The following is a 19,427-nucleotide window of genomic DNA, read 5'->3' as shown; positions in this document are numbered from 1 at the left end:
TCTTGGTGAAAGCCCCGGTCGCGGCGCTGTCTTGGATCTGGCGGATGACCCTTGTGCGATGGATCGCTGGTGGCGCGCTCGCAGCCTATCTGGCCGTGGTCGTTATCATGTTCATCTTTCAGCGCGCCCTGATGTATCCGGTGCCGCAGACCTCAAGAACCGCGCCTGTGACAGCGGGATTTGCCGAGGCCGAGGAAGTTGTCCTCGAGACCCGGGACGGTGAGAAAGTCATCGTCTGGCATGTCGCGCCCAGGCCGGGCAAACCGGTCGTCATGTTCTTTCACGGCAATGGCGATGTGCTGGCGTGGCGGGTCCAGCGCCTCCGCGCCATCGTCGCTGACGGCACCGGGCTCGTCGCGCTGTCATTCCGCGGCTATGGCGGCTCGACCGGGCAGCCGACCGAGCAGGGACTGCTGAACGATGCCGCTGCCGCCTACGACTTCGCCGCGGCGCGCTACAGCAGTGATCGTCTTGTCCCATGGGGCTATTCGCTGGGAACGGGCGTCGCGGTCGCCGTCGCCACGACGCGCCCGGTCGGCAAGCTCATCCTGGAGGCGCCCTACACGTCCACTGTCGCCGTTGCTGCTGGGGCGTTTCCATGGCTGCCGGTCAGCCTGCTGCTGCGCGACCGGTTTGCGTCGGACACCCGCATCGCTGCGCTCAAGGCGCCCCTGCTGGTGATGCACGGCGAGCAGGATACGGTTATCCCGATAGCGTTCGGCCGGCGATTGTTCGACTTGGCACCTGGAAATCTGGGAGCCGGACAGAAACGGTTTGTCGCGTTTCCGCTCGGCACTCACATCAATCTCGACACGCTGGGAGCGGTGGAGATCGCCCGGGCTTTCCTGAGCGGCACGGACTGAGTTCGAGTGAAACAGGCAACAAAAAACGCGGGCCGACAGCCCGCGTTTTCGTATTCCATGGATGAATTGAGGCTTAGCGCGGTCCGCGCGGACCTGCACCCGGACCACCAGCGCCAGCACCTGGGCCGCGTCCACCGCGATCCGCGCCGGGGGCGCCGAAAGCCGGCTTCGGCTTCATCGGCAGCAGGCCTTCACGCTGCAGCTTCTTGCGTGCGAGCTTGCGGGCACGGCGAACGGCTTCCGCCTTTTCGCGGGCCTTCTTCTCAGAGGGCTTCTCATAATGACCGCGGAGCTTCATCTCGCGGAAAATGCCCTCGCGCTGCATCTTCTTCTTCAGCGCCTTGAGAGCCTGGTCGACATTGTTATCGCGGACGAGAACCTGCACGCGGCATCCTTTTGTCTGTTCAAATCAGAAATTCGGAAGAACGCGAAGGGCCGGCTAAGGCCACGCCTTTCGCTTCAAGGGCGCGGAGATAACAGATCAAACCGGGAATGTCCACCTTCCGGGCTGATTTTTACGCATAACGCGGCCGCTTTGTTGGCCGGGTTTTGGGGGCCTATTTGGCCGATTTCGGGGCCGATTTGACCTCCGTCACGTGGCCCATCTTGCGGCCGGGACGGGCTGCGCCCTTGCCATACAGATGGACGGTGGCGCCGGGGACGGTCAGCCAGTTCCCGTAGCTGTCGATATCGTCGCCGATCAGGTTGGTCATGGTGACCTCGCCATGTCGGACCGGGCTCGCCAGCGGCCAGCCGGCAATGGCCCGGATGTGCTGCTCGAACTGCGACACCGAGGCGCCGTCCAGGGTCCAGTGACCGGAATTGTGCACCCGCGGCGCGATCTCGTTGACCAGCAGGCGCGGCCCCTCCGTGCCCGGCACCACGAACAGCTCGACCGCGAGCACGCCGACATAATCGAGCGCATCGGCGATGGTGGTGGCGATCCCGCGGGCCTGCTCGGCCAGCGCGGCGGAAATGCGCGCCGGAGCGGTGGAAAACTTCAGGATGTGGTCGCGGTGCTCGTTCTCGGTGACATCGAAGCAGACCACATGGCCATCGGCGCTGCGTGCCGCGATCACCGAAATCTCCCGCTCGAACGGCACGAAGGCCTCCAGGATGGCGGACTTGGTCTCGAGATCGGTCCAGACGGTGTCGAGATCGTCGCCCTCGCGCACCATGATCTGGCCCTTGCCGTCATAGCCGAAGCGGCGGGTCTTCAGCACCGCCGGCCGTCCGATCTGCGCCACGGCCACTGTCAGGCTTTCCGCCGACGACACGTCGACATAACGCGCTGTCGCAATGCCGAGCTTTGTCACGAAGTCTTTTTCGGCCAGCCGATCCTGGGTGGTCGCCAGCACCCTGGTGTCGGGCAGTACCGGTCGCCGCGCCTCGAGAATCATTGCGGTCGCCGCCGGAACGTTCTCGAACTCATAGGTGATGACGTCGACATCGGAGGCAAACAGCTCCAGCGCCTCGACGTCGGCATATTCGGCGCAGGTCGCGTGCTGCACGACGTCGAATGCCGGCGAATCCGGATCGGGCGAAAACACCTGCGCACGCAGTCCAAGCCGCGCCGCCGCCAAGGCCAGCATCCGGCCCAATTGTCCGCCGCCGAGAATTCCGATGGTGTCGCCGGGCTTCAGCTTCACCTGCTTTGAAGATGTCACGCAGTTCCCTCCGGGCGCTCTTTCACCGCCTCGGTTTGCCGCTTGCGCCACTCTGCAAGCCTGCCGGCCAGTCCGGCATCGTTGAGCGCCAACACGCTGGCGGCGAGCAGCGCCGCATTGATCGCGCCGGCCTTGCCGATCGCGAGCGTTCCGACCGGAATGCCGGCTGGCATCTGGACGATGGAATAAAGCGAATCCATGCCCGAGAGGGCCTTGGATTCGACGGGCACGCCAAATACCGGCAGTTCCGTCAGCGACGCCGCCATGCCCGGCAGATGGGCTGCCCCGCCGGCGCCGGCAATGATGATCTGGAAGCCGGCCGCCTTGGCGCCCTTGGCGAACGCGAACAGCCGATCGGGGGTCCGGTGCGCCGAGACGATGCGGGCCTCATGGCCGACGCCCAGGGCGGTCAGGGTCTCGGCGGCGTGGCGCATGGTTTCCCAGTCGGACTGGCTTCCCATGATGATGGCGACGGCGGTTGTCATGCAGAAATCTTTGTAAAATTCGGAATCAAAAGCACCGTATCAGGCTCATATGGGGCGTGTCTTCAAGCGAAGTGGAATAGCGGGCTGTATCAGGAACATACGGCCGTTCAATGATTTGGCGAGTTCCGGCGCTGCCGCCGGGAAGTACCCTTGCCGAACCGGCCGACGCTGGCAAGCACCGTGGAATGAACTATCCTGTCATGGTGAATCGAGGCAACAGTCTTGGTTCCGGTTCCCGCAGAGATCATGACCAAAACACCGCCCAGACCAAAATCGAAGCCCAAAGGCGGTTCCAAGTCGGGATCCGCATCGAAATCCGGACTGAAGTCCGCGACATCAGCCAAACCGGGCCGCCTCGGCTCCGACCGGGCAGGCGGCAATCCGGCGACCGGCCCCAAAACAGCGTCAACCGGTCGCGGGGGAGGGAACGCTGCCCCGCAGACGGTCCTGGGGCATCCGGACACCGCAAAACTGGAAGTCAGGCTTCGCAAGCTCACGATCCAGCTCACCCGCGCCAAGGCGCGGATCGCGAACCTGGAAGGGGTCGCCGAAACCGATGTCCTGCTCGACGTCTTGAATCGCCGCGGTTTCGAACGTGAGCTGACCCGTGCGCTTGCCTACATCAAGCGCTACCAGGCCAGCGGCGCGCTGATCGTGCTCGATGTCGATCGCCTGAAGCCGATCAACGATGCGTTCGGGCATGCGGCGGGCGATGCCGTGCTCAAGGGCATCGTCCATGTGATGCAGCGGCACGTGCGTTCGTCCGACATGGTGGGCCGGCTCGGCGGTGATGAGTTCGCGGTGCTGCTGTGGAATTTGAGTGAGGCCGATGCACTGGCGAAGGCACGTGCGCTGGAGGATGCGATCGATCGCCTGACCTTCGTGTTTCGCGGCCACTCGATCATGTCGGGGGCGTCGACCGGCGTCACGGTTCTCGCTGGGGTCGACGATGCGGTTGCTGCGCTGGAGCGCGCCGATCTCGCGATGTACGAGCGCAAGAGACATCGCCGCGAGACTGCGGCTGGCATCTCCGCGCCGCGCGAACTCACGCGATGATGTCGGGCGTGATCTGATCTTCGATGAATGAAATCCGGTCGCGCAGCTGCAGCTTGCGCTTCTTCAATCGTTGCAGCCGCAGCAGATCCGGTGCCGGCGAATGTTGCAAAGCCTCGATGGCGACATCGAGGTCACGGTGTTCCTGTTGCAGTCGCGCCAGTTCCAATGCGAATTCGTTGTTGTCCTGATCGGTCATTGTCTGCGGCGGTCACGTGTGCGCGATCGAAGCTGCGCGGTCAAGTCGGCGGGTTGGTCGGAGGTCGGCCGAAGCGGTCTGGCGATGTCCCGCATCCTCATTGCAGAAAATGATGGTCTCTGCCAGCGGCGGTATCAAGAGGTTGTGTTTGCTGGGCTTCGGGTTGGTCGGACATCGCTGCATTTCTTGTTGCAAAGCGAAATGGTGGGCAGACACCGGCTCGCCGCAGAATCCATTTGAACTCATCAAAATAGAAGGTTTTCCTCATGCAAGCAGATTTCAATCGACTCCAGAACGTTCCTGTCGACAGCCGTATTGGCTCATGTACAATCGATGGTCCAGGTCCAGAGCTGAGGTCCATCTGATAGAGGAGACTTCTTATGGCGATTGAGGCGCATCTCGTTGAACTGGAACGTAAACATCGGGTTCTGGAAAGCGAATTGCACGATGCCTTGAGGCACCTGTCCACAGATAATCTGTGGATCGTCGAACTGAAACGCCGCAAACTGATGGTCAAGGACGAGATCGAGCGCCTGAGGCTAGTCGCTCACGAAACGCTCCACTGACGTCCCGATCAGGTTTCTGCAACCAACTCAGGTTTAAGCGACCAAGCAAGTCAAGCTTCGCACTTTGTCGCGGGCAGCAAGTCAACAACCTGCCCGCGCAAAGCGTGCATCTCAGACGTAAAATTTTGAAACAAATGACTGACTTTGGGGCGAGCGGCGTGGTCCGCGCGCGCATTGTTGTTTACAGGTATCTCAAGGTTGTTTGCAGGTACCTCAAGCCGTCGCGAGTTCAGCGACATGGTCGGCGATAGCCAGCGACGAGGTCAACCCCGGTGATTCGATGCCGAGCAGGTTGATCAGCCCAGGGACGCCGTGATCCTGGGGGCCCTGGATCAGAAAATCCTGGACCGCCACCGCCGGCGGCACGATCTTCGGCCGCATCCCGCTATATCCGGGCGTCAATGCGCCATCCGGCAGCGTCGGCCAATACCGGCGGATGGCCGGATAGAAGCGCTCCACCCGGGCAGGATCGACTTCATAGTCAATCGTGTTGACCCATTCGACATCGGGACCGAATTTGGCTTGGCCGCCCAGGTCCAGCGTCAGGTGGACTCCAAGGCCGCCGGGTTCGGGCACCGGATAGATCAGGTGCGTGAACGGCGAGCGGACGCCGCAACTGAAATAATTGCCCTTGGCCAGATAGGCCGTGGGGATTTTCTCGACCGGCATGCCGTCGATGCTGCGGGCGATCGCGGTGGCATTGAGCCCCGCCGCGTTGACCAGCAGCCGGCATGCCAGGCTCATCGGCGCTTCGCCGCCGATATCGACGGAAATCTCGCCTCCGACAGCGCGGCCCTGCAACAACGGGGCGTTGAACGCGATCGCGGCGCCGGCGTCTTCCGCGTCGCCGCGCAGCGCCAGCATCAAGGCATGGCTGTCGATGATGCCGGTGGATGGCGACAACAAAGCGGCGGTGCAGTTCAGTGCCGGTTCGAGTGCGCGGGCGGCGTCGGCATCCAGGAGCTCAAGATCGTCCACGCCATTGGCTGCGGCCCGCACGCGGATAGCGGCGAGTTTCTCTGCGTCGTCGGCGGTCGTGGCGACGATCAGTTTCCCGCAGCGGCGATGCGGGATGCCGTGATCCCTGCAGTAGTCGTAGAGCGCGTATTTGCCGTTGACGCAGTGGCGCGCCATCAGGCTTCCAGTGGGGTAGTAGATTCCCGCGTGGATGACTTCGCTATTGCGCGACGATGTCCCCGTTCCGATATCGTCTGCGGCCTCGATAACGATGACTTCGCGGCCCGCCTGGGCCAGACGGCGGGCAACGGCGAGGCCAACCACGCCTGCGCCGATCACGATGCACTCGACTTTGTCCATTCCGAACTCAAATGCTGGGGTTTAGCGTTTTCTTAACCGCGACCTTCTTCGAACGTCGCCGCTTCTTATCACGACATTAATCATGAAAGGCCATTTGCCTTAATTTAAGTCAAGTTCTGAGCCTTGTCGGGTACGCGTTTACCCGATTCAAACGGGTGCAACCAGACACTCGCTAGCAATTTGCGCGAGTGGCTGGTGAAGGGCATGCACAGGCAGGTGGGCGGCAAAGCGATCATTCTCGCAACGGCCGTCCTGTGCGCGTTTGCGGCCAGCATGGCGCCGGCGCTTGCCCTCGGTGATGCCTCGGCGGATCCGAGCACGATCTGGCAGATCCTGCTGGCCGACTTTGTCATCTTCGCGTTTCTCGCGGCGATCATCATCTGGGTCATGTCGGCACTGGAGAAGGCGAAACGCGCCAACCGGCGCAGCACCGCCTTCGTCAATGCCGCGCTGAACAACATGAGCCTCGGCATCGTCATGGTCGATGCGCAGAAGGGCCTGGTTTTCTACAACGACAGCTACCTCAAGCTCTACGGTTTGTCGCGTTCCGATCTGCGGATGGGCATGTCGGTGCGTGACCTGGTCGAACTTCGCAAGCGCCTCGGCATGCTCGATGGCGACGTCGAGGACTTTTTCCGCGAGGTCCGCAGCGAAGAGGGCTGCGTCACCGAACTCCCCGAGGGACGCGCGATTCTGGTCAAGCATCGGACGCTGCGCAACGGCGGCGTTATATCGACCCATGAGGACGTCACCGAACAGCGGCAGTTGCAGCGACAGCTGGCGACCACCAAGCGTTTCCTCGAATCCGTCATCGACAATATCCCGGTCAGCGTCGCGGCCAAGACTATCGAGGATGGCCGTTATATTCTGGCCAATCGCGCCTTCGAGCAGTTTTCGCAACTGCCGCGCGACCAGATCATTGGCAAACTCGCCGACGAGATCGCAACGCTCAAAGCCTCGATCAGTGTCAACGAGCTGGATCGCGCCGCGGTCGCTTCGCCGACAGGCCAGTTGCGCTCGGAATTCTCGGTGGAACGCGACGGTCAGACGCGTATCCTGGACAGCAACCGGGTGGTCGCCCGCAACGACAGCAACGAGCCCGAGTTCCTGATCGCACTGCTCGAAGACATCACCGAGCGCCGACAGTTGTCCTGCGAGCTCGAGAACACCAAAAAATTTCTCGAAATGATCATCGACAACGTCCCGCTCGCGCTCGACGTCAAGCGCGTCAGCGATGGCCAGTATTTGTTCGTCAATCGCAGCGCCGAAAAGATCTTCAACCGCGAGCGCGAAGCGGTGATCGGGTGCACCGTCGAGGAGATCTACGGATCGGCGGCCAGGCTGATCGTGGAGCGCGATAACATCGCGATCCGCAAGAAGGTGCCGACCATCGAGGAACAGCCGATCCAGACCAAGAACGGCCTGCGCCTGTTCCTGACCCGGCGGGTCACGGTGCTCGACGACGCCGGCGAACCGCAATACCTCATCAAGACCAACGAGGACATCACCGACCGCCGCCAGACCGAATCCCGGATGGCGCACATGGCCTACCACGACACCCTCACGGATCTGCCGAACCGGGCCGCCTTCATCCAGGCGCTGACCCAGATGATCGATGCCTGCGGCGGTTCGGACGAGGAGTTCGCCGTCCTGTCGGTGGATATGGAGCGGTTGAAGGAAGTCAACGACGTGTTCGGCCACTCGGTCGGGGATCAACTTCTGATCGAGGTCTCACGCCGTATTCAGGACGCCGCCCGAGGCGGCGTGGTGGCGCGCCTAAGCGGCGGCGAATTCGGCCTGATCATCGATGGCCAGCAGCCGCAAGCCGCACAGACGCTGGCGCAGCGGCTGATGAATACCATGCAGGACGAGTTCGTGATCGACGGCAAGTCGGTCCGCACTGGTTTAACCATCGGCATTGCGATTTTCCCGCACAACGGCGCCGACGCGGCCGCCTTGCTGGCGAACGCGAGCGTGGCATTGTTCCGCGCCAAGGCGAAAGGACGCGGATCTATCAGTGTGTTCGAGGCGGAAACCGATCAGCAAATTCGCGACCGGCGCGCGCTGCACCAGGATCTCGCGGCAGCGGTGCGCAACGGCCAGCTCTCGCTATACTATCAGCCGCAGGCCCTGACCGGCCACGACGTCATCGCGCCCGAATTCATCGGTTTTGAGGCGTTGGCGCGATGGATTCACCCGTTGCGTGGTTTCGTGCCACCGAGCGATTTCATTCCGCTGGCGGAGGAAAGCGGCCTGATCGTCGAATTGGGCGAGTGGATACTGCGCGAGGCATGCCGGGAAGCGGCGTCGTGGTCGAAGCCGATGCAGGTCGCGGTCAACCTGTCGCCGGCGCAGTTCCAGCATGGCGATCTCGTCGGTCTCGTGCACTCGATCCTGCTGGAAACCGGGCTGCAGCCGGGCCGGTTGGAACTGGAGATCACCGAGGGTGTCCTGATCGAGGATTTCGACCGCGGCCTGTCGCTGTTGCGGCGCCTCAAAGCGCTGGGCGTGCGGATCGCCATGGACGATTTCGGCAGCGGCTATTCGTCGCTGACCTATCTCCAGGCGTTTCCGTTCGACAAGATCAAGATCGACCGCACCTTCGTGCTCAATCTCGGCCGCAATGCGCAGTCGGCGGCAATCATCCGCGCCATGATCGGGCTGGGTCATGGCCTCGATATCTCGATCGTGGCGGAGGGTGTCGAAACCCAGGACCAGCTGACCTTCCTGGCCCAGGAAAATTGCGACCAGGTGCAGGGCTATTTCCTCGGCAAGCCGGCGCCGATCGCCCAATATCTCGGCATTGTCGGTGAGATCCCGCCCGACCTCGATATCCGCAAAACCGGCTAGCAAGACCGGCCGGAGAGGCCGGCCAGGATTTCGGTCCACGCGCGGCCCACGGCGCGGGCATTTGTCTCTTACCTCCGGGCATAACCAAAGCGACGCCTTGGTTTTGCGCACGCCGCTTGCCATGCTCCGAATCGGAGATAGGCGCGGATGGCAGATTACGATCTTGCGATCATCGGCGGCGGCCTCAATGGCACCAGCATCGCCCGTGATGCGGCGGGACGCAGCTTGCGCGTGCTGCTGCTGGAGCAAGGCGATCTCGCCGCTGGCGCGTCCTCTGCCGCTTCTCCTCTAATCGAGGCCGACCCCCGCATGCCCGGCGGCTTGCGTGCGCTGTGGCGAGCGGCAGCCGAGCGCGACGTCTGGATGCGCACGGCACCGCATCTGGTCCGGCCGGTGCGCTGTGTCATGCCGTTGGGGGATGGAGCAGGGCCATCGTGGCTGCGACGGCTGGGGCTGATCATCCACGACCGGCTGGCGCACGGAAGGCTGCCGGCCGCCGGGGTGATCGAACTGACCCATGACCCGTTCGGGCAGGTCTTGAAGCAACCGTCTGGTCTTGCCTTTGCTTATGGGGTTGGGCTGGCGGATGTCGCGCGTCTGACCATCCACTGCGCGGTGGATGCGGCCGAGCGTGGCGCCGACATCTGGACCGGTGCGCGATGTGTCCGCGCTGACCGCTCGGACATCTGGCGGCTTGCCGTGGTCAATCGAGGCCAGCGCCAGATCGTATCCTCGCAGGCGCTGGCGAACGCGACCGGTGGATGGATCGCATCGGTCGCGGAGACCGTGTTGCGACTACCGTCTCCCAAGGTCAGCTTGCGACGCTCCAGCCAGATCGTGGTCCGGCGCCTGTTCGATCACGACGGTGCTTATGTTTTCCGCACCGATGAGGGCCGGTCGGTCCACGCCGTTCCGTTTGAGCGGGATTTTACCCTGATCGGCACGGTGGAGGAGGATTTTGCCGGGGACCCCGCCATGGTGTCGGTGGCGTCGCGGGAGATCGCCTATTTGCTCGATGTCGCCAACCGCAATTTCAGGGTGCCGCTGCAACCCACCGACACGCTTCATGCGCTGGCCGGGGTGCATGTCGCTGAGGTCGGCGACGAATACGGGCGAGACGGCTTTGTCGGCCTGCAGCGCGGGTCCGGCGAGGCGCCACTGCTCACCATGTTCGGCGGCGACGCCACCACTGCGCGCCGGCGCGCTGAGGCCGGGATGGCCGCGCTCGCACCGTTCTTTCCTATGCCGAAGCCGTGGACCGCGGATGCGCGGCTGCCCGGCGGCAACATTCCCGCGGGCGATATCGGTGGCTTTGCCGGGGCCGCGCGCCGTCGCTGGCCGTTCCTGGGTGAGGCCACCCTCCACCGAATGGTGGAGGCCTATGGCACCCGGATCGAAAATCTGCTTGACGGCGTGCGCGTTCCAGACGATCTCGGCCCGATGTTTGGCGAGGATCTGTCGGCGAAGGAAGTGCGCTATCTGATCGGGCAGCAATGGGCGCGGTTCACAGACGATGTGATCTGGCGGCGCTCGCGGCTCGGACTAACCATGGCCGCGCGCGATCAGGACAGGCTGGAGCAGTTCATGAAAACGCGGGCGCATGTCTCGGGTGATCGCGCGGCGAGGGGCGATGGCTGAAGGGCGACGCGTCACGGCGGAGGCGGCGGACACGCCGTTGTTGCGTATTGCTTCGGTGGTCAAACGGTTTGGCGGCTTTGTCGTCGTCGATGGCCTCTCACTCGACATCAGGGCCGGCGAGTTCTTCGCATTGCTTGGCCCCAGCGGCTGCGGCAAGACCACGCTACTGCGCATGCTGGCCGGGTTTGAGGCGCCCGACCAGGGGGCGATCCTGCTCGATGGCCGGGATATCGCACCAGTGTTGCCGCATCGCCGCCCGGTCAACATGATGTTTCAAAACTACGCGCTGTTTCCGCACCTCACGGTGCGCGACAATATCGCGTTTGGACTGAAGCGGACGGACCTGCCGAAAGTCGACATCGAGGCTCGGGTCAGGGAGATGCTGGCACTGGTGCGGCTGGAAGGACTCGAGGCGCGCAAACCCGATCAATTGTCCGGCGGCCAGCGCCAGCGCGTGGCCCTGGCACGTTCGCTGGCGCGCGGCCCGCGGATCCTGCTGCTCGATGAGCCACTGGCGGCGCTGGACAAGAAGCTGCGTGAAAGCACCCAGTCCGAACTGATGGAGCTGCAGCGCCGGCTCGGGATGACGTTCGTCATCGTGACCCATGACCAGGAAGAAGCCATGACCGTCGCCGATCGCATCGGCGTCATGGATCGTGGCCGGCTGGTGCAGGTGGCAACCCCGCGCGAACTCTATGAGGCGCCGAATTCCCGTTGGGTCGCGAGCTTCGTTGGCGACATCAACATGATCGAGGGCCGGATCGTTTTGCATGCGGCCGATCGCATCATGGTCGATGCGCCGGATATCGGAACCATCGCGGCCGTGCCGACGTCGCGGCCGCAGTCCGCCGATATCGGTGTCGCGATCCGGCCGGAAAAGATCCGGCTCGAAAAGTTCGGAGTTGCTGCCGGCGATGCCGATGCCGGCAACGGTGGCTTCAATCGCTTCGCAGGTGACGTGATCGACGTGAACTATCTCGGCGGCGCGTCGGTCTATCGGATCAGGCTGGACAGCGGCTTTGTGTTGCGGGCCTCCGTCACCAATGCGTCGCGCAGTGATGGCGATGCGATGTCTACGGGACAGCGGGTGACGGCGTCCTTTGCGGCCGCCGATTGCGTGGTGCTGGAGACGTGATCCGATGACCAGCCGCCGCATCTTCACCCGGCCCGCCCGTCTTGCGGCGATCACGCCCTATCTGTGGATGCTGCTGTTCTTCCTGGTTCCGTTCGGCTTCGTGCTGAAGATCAGCCTGTCGCAGACCGCGATCGCACAGCCGCCCTATATTCCTGTGTTTTCGCTGGCCGATGGCTGGCAGGGTCTCAAGGACGCGCTGTCGCAACTCAATTCCGGCAATTTTGCGCTGCTGCTCTCGGACGATCTTTATATCGTCTCTTATCTGCGCAGTGTCGTGGTGGCGCTGTCGTCCACTGCGCTGCTGCTCGCCATCGGCTATCCGGTTGCTTATGGCATGACACGGTTGCCGGCATCGCTGCAGCCGCTGGCGATGACACTGGTGATCGTGCCGTTCTGGACCTCGTTTCTGATCCGCATCTATGCCTGGATCAACGTGCTGCAGCACGACGGCCTCCTGAACACCGTGCTGCAGGCCCTGCATATCGTCGACCGGCCGGTGGTCTGGCTTGCCACCGACAGCGCGATGTATCTCGGCATCGTCTATTCCTATTTTCCATTCATGATCCTGCCGCTCTATGCGACGCTCGCAAAGATGGACCATGCGCTGCTGGAGGCAGCCGCCGATCTCGGCTGCTCGCGGCTGAAGGCGTTCTGGCTGGTGACATTGCCGTTGTCGCTCCCGGGAATCGGGGCCGGGGTGCTGCTGTGCTTCATCCCAATTGTCGGCGAGTTCGTCATTCCGGACCTGTTGGCCGGGTCCGACCGGATGATGATCGGGCAGACCCTGTGGCTGGAGTTCTTCACCAACAAGGACTGGCCGGTGGCCTCTGCCATCGCCATCGTGCTCCTGCTGCTGCTGCTCGCGCCGCTGTTGCTGTACGAAAAGCTGCAGCGCCGCCAGCTCGAGGGAGCAAGCTGATGGCGCAGCGCTCGCTGGTCAGGCTGTCGGCCTTTAATGCCGTCTCGCTGGCATTGGGGCTGGCGTTTCTCTATCTGCCGATCCTGATCCTGGTGATCTATTCGTTCAATGCCTCGCGTCTTGTCACGGTCTGGGGCGGCTGGTCGCTTCGTTGGTATCACGAATTCTTCCATGACCGCGCGATGCTGGAGGCGGCATGGATGAGCCTGCGGGTGGCATTCTGTTCGGCGACGGCGGCCACGCTGCTGGGCACGCTCGCCGCGGTGGCGCTGGTGCGGGGCGCAGGCTTTCGTGGCCGCACGCTGTTCTCCGGCATGCTGTATGCGCCGCTGGTGATGCCGGAGGTGATCACCGGCCTGTCGCTGCTGCTGCTGTTCGTCGCAACCGGCGTCGAGCGCGGCTTTTGGACCGTGACCATCGCGCACACCACGCTGACCATGTGTTTCGTGACCGTGGTGGTGCAATCGCGGCTGCGCGGGCTCGATCGCAGCCTGGAAGAGGCGGCAATGGATCTGGGATGCGCGCCGGCGCGGGCGTTCTTTGCGGTGACGCTGCCGTTGATTCTGCCGGCCGTGATCGCGGGCTGGCTGTTGGCCTTCACGCTGTCGCTCGACGATCTGGTGATTGCGAGTTTCACCACTGGACCGGGCGCGGCGACCTTGCCGATCCGAATCTATTCCGAGGTGCGGCTCGGCGTGAAGCCCGAAATCAACGCCATCTGCACACTGGTGATCGCCGGCGTTGCGGTGGTGATCGTGGCGGCATCGCTGGCGTCGAAACTGTCGAGCGCGCAGGGCGAAAGCGCGGCTCCGCTTTAGTTCGAGCTTGGGGCCGGCGCATCCTTGGCTGGTGCTTCTGCGTTCGCCGGCGACGGGCTCTCTGGCGCAGGGGTAGCAGCCGGTTTCTGCGTGCCCTTGAAGCGATCGATCACCGAACGCACGGCGTCCCGCGTCCGCACGGCGTTAAGCAGCGGCGCCGAGGCCGGCGAGCGGCGGATCAGTGCATCGGAATCCGGGAAGATCAGCGGATCGTCCCAGGGGCCCTGGACCACGAACGGCAGTTCGAATGCAGGCGGCGTATTCGGAGCCGAGACCAGGCTGGCGACGCCTTTCAGGTCGTATTCCCGCGCCGGCACGCTGGCCGTGCCGCTCAGCACCAGACGGGCCGAAGGCCCTTCGATGCGGGCGTCCTCGGTGCTGGCGATGCCCTTGTCGAGCTTCAGCACGACATTGAGGGTTGAGAACGGCGTGCGGCCGCTGCGGAACTCTCCGGCGCCGGACAGCGGGCGACGCTCCAGCCGACGCAGCAGTTGTTCGACATTGAAGCCGATCAAAGCGCCGTCATGCCCTGTCAACGTCACTGTGCCGTCGAGCGACTGCGTCAACTCGTAGGCGCTCGCGCCGGACGCTTCCAGTGCGAGGTTGAGATTGCCGCGCCCGGCCAGTTTGCGATTGCCGAACACCTCGCCGGCAAACGCTTCGAGATCGACATCGCTGAACTGGAATTGCGCCTTCACTTCCGCCGCGGTGTCGGTGCGGGACAGTCCGAGCGATCCCTTGAGGATGCCGCCGAAGACCTGAGCCTCGCCGACGCTCAGTGCCAGCGTGCCGTTGCGCAGGTTGGCGCCGATCGCGGTGCGTCCGAATTTTGAAGTCCCCGCCGTCACCTTGCCGGCCGACAGACGGACGTCGAGGTCGCTTGCGGACAGGCTCTGCAGATTGAACGACTGCCTGTTCCAGTCACGGGCGCCAGTGGCCAACAGGCGCATGGTGTTGACATAGGGCGTGATGTCGAGGGCGTCGGACGCCAGTGTCGCTTGCAACGTCTGGCGGCTGTCGTTGCTGTAGGTCAGCACGCCTTCGGCGACATTGCCGTCGATTTCCATATTGACGTTGGTCAGCGCCACCTGCGAGCCAACGACGTTGGCGCGCGCCTTCAAGGCAAAGCGGCCGAAGCCGCCGTCGCCGGGCAGGTCATGCCCGGCCCAGCGCAGGGCATTGCGCAGCGAACTGGAATCCGCCGTCAGCGTTCCTTCCATCATCAGGCTGGCGCGGTCGGCAACGGCGCCGTCGAAGGCGAACTTCAGAAGCTTGCCGGCGATCCGTGCCTTCAGGCCGGATCGTTCGCCGGACAGTGCCGCGACGAAGTCATTGATGCTGACGCTGCCATCGATGCGCTCGCCTCGCCAGTCGAATTGCCCGGTCGCGGCGAACGACCGCGAAATCGATGGCCATGCGAACGACATGTCGGCGGCCGTCACGGTTTCCAGGGCGTGCTGCGCCTCGTCCTGATAAACGAGGGTGCCATCCTTGATCTTGATCTCCGAAAACGAGACCGGGCTGTCGACGCCGGGCTTGATCCGGCGCGACAGCGTTTCGACGATCGGCGCCCAGTTGCTGCGGCCGTCAGCGCTCCGTGTCACGATAATGCGCGGACGGTCGAGCGTGACGTCGGAGATTTCGAAGCGCTGCATCAGGAGCGGTATCAGCCGCAGGTTTGCCGTGAGGGTGTCGACGCTCAGGGCCGGTTCGGTCGCGCCGCCGTCTTTCAAGCCGATACGCTGAAGTTCGACATAGCCGCCCGGAAACATCGACACATGGACGTTACCGTCGACCACCAGATCGAGCCCGGTCGCCGTGCGGAGCTGGTCCTCCACGGCGCGGATCACGGCATTGCGGTCGGTGAGCCAGGAAACGGCAATCAATCCGATCACGACAATGCCGAGAAACGCCGCAATCGGCGTCCCGAGGCGCTTAATTCCCTGGGCTATCGTCAATCTCTGATCCGAATTGGGTTGCAGGCCGGGCGGACCCGGGGTCCGGCCGCCGTAATCGCCCGCAACTTGATGGTTTTTCTTGACGCTTTCAAGGCCATCGAGGGTCGCCGGAGGGGGATGAGACGGGCGGGTGAGCGGCGGCGCGCCCCTGCCCCAATGGCGGCCATGCGCCACGTCCGGCTGCCCGGCCCCGATGATTGACGGGTCTCGACGATTTCGCCTAATAGTCTGCAGCAACTCCCTCCATTTCCCATCAGGTTGGACAGCGATGAACAAGGTCTATCCGGACGCGAAATCCGCGCTCGACGGCATCCTCAAGGACGGCATGATGATCATGTCCGGCGGTTTCGGTCTGTGCGGCATCGCCGAGGCGCTGTCGGACGCACTGCGCGAATCCGGCGTCAAGGATCTGACGGTGGTGTCCAACAATGCCGGCGTCGACGGCATCGGCTTGAGCCGCCTGCTCGAGACGCGCCAGATCAAGAAAATGATCTCGTCCTATGTCGGCGAGAACAAGCTGTTCGCACAGCAGTTCCTCGCCGGGGAACTGGAACTCGAATTCAACCCGCAGGGCACGCTGGCCGAGCGCATCCGCGCCGGCGGCGCCGGCATCCCCGGTTTCTATACCAAAACCGGCGTCGGCACGCTGATCGCCGAAGGCAAGGATGTCCGTGAGTTCAACGGCGAAAAATACATCCTGGAGACCGGCCTGGTCGCCGATCTCGCCATCGTCCACGCCTGGAAGGGCGACACCGCCGGCAACCTCGTCTATCGCAAGACCGCGCGGAATTTCAATCCGATGATGGCGACCGCTGCGAAGGTGACCGTGGCCGAGGTTGAGCATCTGGTCCCCGCCGGCGAGATCGATCCCGATCACATTCACACGCCCGGCATCTATGTGAAGCGCATTATCGAGGTCGGTACCGCCATGAAGCGTATCGAGCAGCGCACCACGCGCAAGCGCGCCTGACGAATCGAGAGGAGAAGCTCAATGCCCTGGACTCGTGAACAGATGGCCGCCCGCGCCGCCAAGGAACTGCGCGACGGCTACTACGTCAATCTCGGCATCGGTATCCCGACGCTGGTGTCGAACTTCATCCCCGAAGGCGTCGACGTTCAGCTGCAGAGCGAGAACGGCATGCTCGGTATGGGTCCGTTCCCCTATGAGGGCGAAGAAGATCCGGACCTAATCAACGCCGGCAAGCAGACCGTCACCGAACTGCCGACCACCAGCTATTTCTCCAGCTCGGATTCCTTCGCGATGGTCCGCGGCGGACATATCGACCTGTCGATCCTGGGCGCGATGCAGGTGGCCGAGAACGGCGATCTCGCCAACTGGATGATCCCCGGCAAGATGGTCAAGGGCATGGGCGGCGCGATGGATCTCGTCGCCGGCGTCAAGCGCGTGGTGGTGGTGATGGAGCACTCCGCCAAGGACGGTGCGAAACTGCTGCATCGCTGCAACTTGCCGCTGACCGGCGAGAAGGTGGTCGACATGGTGATCACCGATCTCGCGGTGTTTACCATCGACAAGCACGGCAATGACGGCATGGCGCTGATCGAGCTCGCCGACGGCGTCACTCTCGAAGACGTCAAAGCGAAGACCGAGGCTGATTTCCGGATCGCGCTGAAGAACACCTAAAATTGTCGCACCGTATGGCAAACGCAAAAACCGCCTCGGGCCAAACCCGGGGCGGTTTTCTTATGGCGTTGAACCGCGAAGGGTCAGACAGCCGCCGGCAGGTGGATGGGATGGCCCAGCGCCTGTTCGACCAGGTCGAAGGTGTCGAGCACGACACGCATGCACGCCAGCCGTCCGCGCTTGAACTGCGCGAAATAGGCAGCCCGGATGCTGATCGGCTTGTTCGAGTCCACCGAGGTCAATGAATAACGGACCAGGGAGGAGGCCTGCTCGTCGCCGAGCATCACCGATTCGCGATCGAAGCGGCGAACGCGGACGTTATCTGCGATCTGACGACACACCTCCATCACCGCCTCCTTGCCGCGCCGGGCACCGAGAAATGGGAACATGTCGATCGGTCCGTAGATCGCCCAGTCGATCTCATCGTCCAGTACGGCGTCGAGCTGATCCATCTCGCCCTCATTGATGGCGAGATGTAACGCACGAGAGAAACGCCAGAGGCTGTGCTCTGTCATGGTGCTGATCCTGAAACTGATATGCAAAGAACAGCAGACGGCCTCTTGCGCCTTCTTTGGCGCTGCGCCGGGGTGCTGCATTCCCACTGTGTTGGCCGCTCGTATATGCACGCGGGCGTTGTCATACAATTGCAATTATTGCATTGCACAAATGTTCTGGTATGCCAGCGCGTTATTGTGTTGGTTAAAAGCCATTGAAAATACTCGGAAAAGAGCGATTTTGCCGTTTTGGCAGGCTGATCAGGGTTCCCGCCGCGCTCGTGGCTCGCCGTCGCGGAGCGCGAACATCCCCAGTCCAATCGCGCCGATGAGTCCGCCAATCATGGCCCCGATTGGCATGAAGGTCAGAAACACCAGCATGCCGCTGTAGCCCTCAAAGCTGCTGGTCTCGAAATAGCTGGTCCACGCCAAACCAGCGCCGAGACCGAGGGCGGCCCCCACCAGCACCCCCAGCACCAACCCGGCAAAAACCAGCAAAATCATTCTCATTCCAGGGCGTGCTTTCTTCAGGCCGTGCTGTTCTCAAGCCAAGTTTTCTTCAAACCATGTGTCCCGTGCCCATGGATCGTGGAGGGTTGCGGGATTGGTCGCGGCCAAGCGTAAAACGTTCAATAGCGGCGAATGCTACGAACGTCGGATGGGGCGTTGCAACCCGGCAAGCGGGCGCGAAGACGTTGAAGCGCCCCGTCCGTGCGAAGAACGCGGCCTAATCCCGCGCTGTCATCGTCAGCTTGACGCTGGAGGCGAAGGCCTCGGTCAAATCGCGCCCAAGCAGTTGCTGCAGCAGATCGAGGGAATCGAAGAACGCGCGATGCTCCAGAATGCGGCCGTTGCTCAAGGTAAAGAATTCGCCGATCGCGAACTTCACGACGCGCTGGTCGCTGCGCTTGGTCAGGCTGACGTCCGACAGGGTGGCGACCCGCAGACCCTCGACCACGATGAACCGCACGGAGTAGCTGCGGTGGGAATATCGCTCCTGCTGGATACGGATCGCTTCCGCGATCCAGGCCTTGCCCTGCTTGAGGCCGAGATGTGGAAAGATCTCGACCGGCGCATAGGTGAGGGAGACGAAACCATCGTCGCAGCATTGCTCCACGCACGCCGCATCACCGGCATAAAAACCTTCCAGGAAGGTCAGCACGCACTGGCGAGCTGAATTCGCATCCATGACCAAACTTCCGCAACACGGGCAGTTGTACAATGGCACTGCACTAGTGATGGAACCGGTTGTCGATCAAGCCAAATGGGTCTGCAACGTTACCGTTTTCTTATGACATGTGTCGACATTGCAGGCGTTTAGCATCATCCGCACGCGGTTGCTTCCGGGGTGTCTTGTCAGCTGTCTAAAATAATGCTGACTAAGTCACGGTCGCGGACCGTTCACGGATCAACTGGAGGTTAATACACTTTTGCTCCCGGTGCGATGGCTTCGGCGCCGCCTTGATGTGCGCGCGGTGAGAGTACGAGGATTTTCCCGCGTGCGTCCGGCGCCCCGAGGATCAAGACTTCAGACATGAAGCCGGCAATGTTGCGTGGCGCAAAGTTGCAGACGCAGACCACCAGCGAGCCGACCAGTTCGTCCGCGGTATAATTGGTGATCTGTGCGCTGGACCATTTCTCGCCGAGGTCGCCGAGATCAATCCTCACCTTCCACGATGGATTGCGCGCCTTTGGGAACGGCAGCACCTCGATCACGCGCCCGATACGCAAATCGACCTTGGCGAAGTCGTCATAGGTAATGGGATGAGATGGTGTTGCAGGCTCGGACATCGGTTCGCTTGTTCGCTGGCCGCTATGACGGC

Annotated in this window: 20 protein-coding genes; 10 read left to right on the top strand and 10 right to left on the bottom strand. The window is 62.8% G+C overall.

Annotated features, from left to right (window positions below; genetic code table 11):
* Window positions 1–44 precede the first annotated feature (44 nt).
* On the top strand, window positions 45–863 hold the full coding sequence (locus RS897_RS04595) for an alpha/beta hydrolase (protein ID WP_315835413.1): 819 nt from the start codon (window positions 45–47) through the stop codon (window positions 861–863).
* Window positions 864–936: 73 nt separating this feature from the next.
* On the opposite strand, the gene rpsU is transcribed toward RS897_RS04595, so the two are convergent.
* The 3 genes from rpsU to purE form a co-directional block, all read right to left on the bottom strand.
* On the bottom strand, window positions 937–1,248 hold the full coding sequence (gene rpsU / locus RS897_RS04590; RefSeq protein ID WP_315835412.1) for a 30S ribosomal protein S21: 312 nt from the start codon (window positions 1,246–1,248) through the stop codon (window positions 937–939).
* A gap of 172 nt (window positions 1,249–1,420) precedes the next feature.
* On the bottom strand, window positions 1,421–2,530 hold the full coding sequence (locus tag RS897_RS04585) for a 5-(carboxyamino)imidazole ribonucleotide synthase (protein WP_315835411.1): 1,110 nt from the start codon (window positions 2,528–2,530) through the stop codon (window positions 1,421–1,423).
* Window positions 2,527–3,015 carry a 5-(carboxyamino)imidazole ribonucleotide mutase gene (gene purE, locus RS897_RS04580; RefSeq protein ID WP_315835410.1) on the bottom strand — a complete coding sequence of 163 codons (489 nt, stop codon included), beginning with the start codon at window positions 3,013–3,015 and terminating at the stop codon, window positions 2,527–2,529. Before purE ends, RS897_RS04585 begins: the two co-directional genes overlap by 4 nt.
* Window positions 3,016–3,261: 246 nt before the next feature.
* Here purE and RS897_RS04575 point away from each other — a divergent pair, with 246 nt between their 5' ends.
* A complete protein-coding gene (locus tag RS897_RS04575; RefSeq protein ID WP_315835409.1) occupies window positions 3,262–4,071 on the top strand; it encodes a GGDEF domain-containing protein in 810 nt (269 codons plus the stop codon).
* Here RS897_RS04575 and RS897_RS04570 read toward each other — a convergent pair.
* Window positions 4,061–4,267 (bottom strand): YdcH family protein, encoded by a 207-nt coding sequence (locus tag RS897_RS04570; RefSeq protein WP_315835408.1) that lies wholly within the window; start codon window positions 4,265–4,267, stop codon window positions 4,061–4,063. The two genes, RS897_RS04575 and RS897_RS04570, sit on opposite strands and share 11 nt — an antisense overlap.
* 380 nt (window positions 4,268–4,647) lie before the next feature.
* Between RS897_RS04570 and RS897_RS04565 the strand changes: the two genes are divergently transcribed.
* Window positions 4,648–4,833: a YdcH family protein gene (locus tag RS897_RS04565; RefSeq protein ID WP_315835407.1), complete on the top strand. Its 186-nt coding sequence runs from the start codon at window positions 4,648–4,650 to the stop codon at window positions 4,831–4,833.
* A 213-nt stretch (window positions 4,834–5,046) separates the two neighbouring features.
* Here RS897_RS04565 and RS897_RS04560 read toward each other — a convergent pair whose 3' ends face one another.
* On the bottom strand, window positions 5,047–6,150 hold the full coding sequence (locus tag RS897_RS04560) for an NAD(P)/FAD-dependent oxidoreductase (protein ID WP_315835406.1): 1,104 nt from the start codon (window positions 6,148–6,150) through the stop codon (window positions 5,047–5,049).
* 204 nt (window positions 6,151–6,354) lie between these two features.
* Between RS897_RS04560 and RS897_RS04555 the strand changes: the two genes are divergently transcribed.
* The 5 genes from RS897_RS04555 to RS897_RS04535 all read left to right on the top strand — a co-directional run bounded on the left by RS897_RS04555 (window position 6,355) and on the right by RS897_RS04535 (window position 13,510).
* The gene (locus tag RS897_RS04555) at window positions 6,355–9,000 is read left to right on the top strand and encodes a sensor domain-containing protein (RefSeq protein ID WP_315835405.1); all 2,646 of its coding nucleotides are present in this window, start codon (window positions 6,355–6,357) and stop codon (window positions 8,998–9,000) included.
* 147 nt (window positions 9,001–9,147) lie between these two features.
* The gene (locus tag RS897_RS04550; RefSeq protein WP_315835404.1) at window positions 9,148–10,638 is read left to right on the top strand and encodes a glycerol-3-phosphate dehydrogenase; all 1,491 of its coding nucleotides are present in this window, start codon (window positions 9,148–9,150) and stop codon (window positions 10,636–10,638) included.
* On the top strand, window positions 10,631–11,773 hold the full coding sequence (locus tag RS897_RS04545) for an ABC transporter ATP-binding protein (protein WP_315835403.1): 1,143 nt from the start codon (window positions 10,631–10,633) through the stop codon (window positions 11,771–11,773). The genes RS897_RS04550 and RS897_RS04545 overlap by 8 nt, the downstream gene beginning before the upstream one ends.
* A gap of 4 nt (window positions 11,774–11,777) precedes the next feature.
* Window positions 11,778–12,692, top strand: a complete 915-nt coding sequence (locus tag RS897_RS04540) for an ABC transporter permease (RefSeq protein WP_315835402.1) — start codon at window positions 11,778–11,780, stop codon at window positions 12,690–12,692.
* A complete protein-coding gene (locus RS897_RS04535; RefSeq protein ID WP_315835401.1) occupies window positions 12,692–13,510 on the top strand; it encodes an ABC transporter permease subunit in 819 nt (272 codons plus the stop codon). The genes RS897_RS04540 and RS897_RS04535 overlap by 1 nt, the downstream gene beginning before the upstream one ends.
* On the opposite strand, the gene RS897_RS04530 is transcribed toward RS897_RS04535, so the two are convergent.
* A complete protein-coding gene (locus tag RS897_RS04530; protein ID WP_315838520.1) occupies window positions 13,507–15,462 on the bottom strand; it encodes an AsmA family protein in 1,956 nt (651 codons plus the stop codon). The two genes, RS897_RS04535 and RS897_RS04530, sit on opposite strands and share 4 nt — an antisense overlap.
* Window positions 15,463–15,736: 274 nt before the next feature.
* Between RS897_RS04530 and RS897_RS04525 the strand changes: the two genes are divergently transcribed.
* Together RS897_RS04525 and RS897_RS04520 are read left to right on the top strand one after the other, a co-directional pair.
* On the top strand, window positions 15,737–16,438 hold the full coding sequence (locus tag RS897_RS04525; protein ID WP_315835400.1) for a CoA transferase subunit A: 702 nt from the start codon (window positions 15,737–15,739) through the stop codon (window positions 16,436–16,438).
* Between the two features lie 21 nt (window positions 16,439–16,459).
* Window positions 16,460–17,110, top strand: a complete 651-nt coding sequence (locus RS897_RS04520; protein ID WP_315835399.1) for a 3-oxoacid CoA-transferase subunit B — start codon at window positions 16,460–16,462, stop codon at window positions 17,108–17,110.
* An 83-nt stretch (window positions 17,111–17,193) separates the two neighbouring features.
* On the opposite strand, the gene RS897_RS04515 is transcribed toward RS897_RS04520, so the two are convergent.
* The 4 genes from RS897_RS04515 to RS897_RS04500 form a co-directional block, all read right to left on the bottom strand.
* On the bottom strand, window positions 17,194–17,625 hold the full coding sequence (locus tag RS897_RS04515; RefSeq protein ID WP_315838519.1) for a nuclear transport factor 2 family protein: 432 nt from the start codon (window positions 17,623–17,625) through the stop codon (window positions 17,194–17,196).
* A 240-nt stretch (window positions 17,626–17,865) separates the two neighbouring features.
* Window positions 17,866–18,108 carry a hypothetical protein gene (locus RS897_RS04510; protein WP_407654430.1) on the bottom strand — a complete coding sequence of 81 codons (243 nt, stop codon included), beginning with the start codon at window positions 18,106–18,108 and terminating at the stop codon, window positions 17,866–17,868.
* Window positions 18,109–18,331: 223 nt separating this feature from the next.
* Window positions 18,332–18,793, bottom strand: coding sequence for a nuclear transport factor 2 family protein (locus RS897_RS04505; RefSeq protein ID WP_315835397.1), 462 nt, complete (start codon window positions 18,791–18,793; stop codon window positions 18,332–18,334).
* Window positions 18,794–19,023: 230 nt separating this feature from the next.
* Entirely contained in the window at window positions 19,024–19,395 is a 372-nt protein-coding gene (locus RS897_RS04500; protein WP_315835396.1) for a tRNA-binding protein, read from the bottom strand.
* Between the last annotated feature and the right edge of the window lie 32 nt (window positions 19,396–19,427).

The organism is Bradyrhizobium prioriisuperbiae (assembly GCF_032397745.1).
Taxonomy (GTDB): domain Bacteria; phylum Pseudomonadota; class Alphaproteobacteria; order Rhizobiales; family Xanthobacteraceae; genus Bradyrhizobium_A; species Bradyrhizobium_A prioriisuperbiae.
This window is presented reverse-complemented; position numbering and strand designations above follow the sequence as displayed.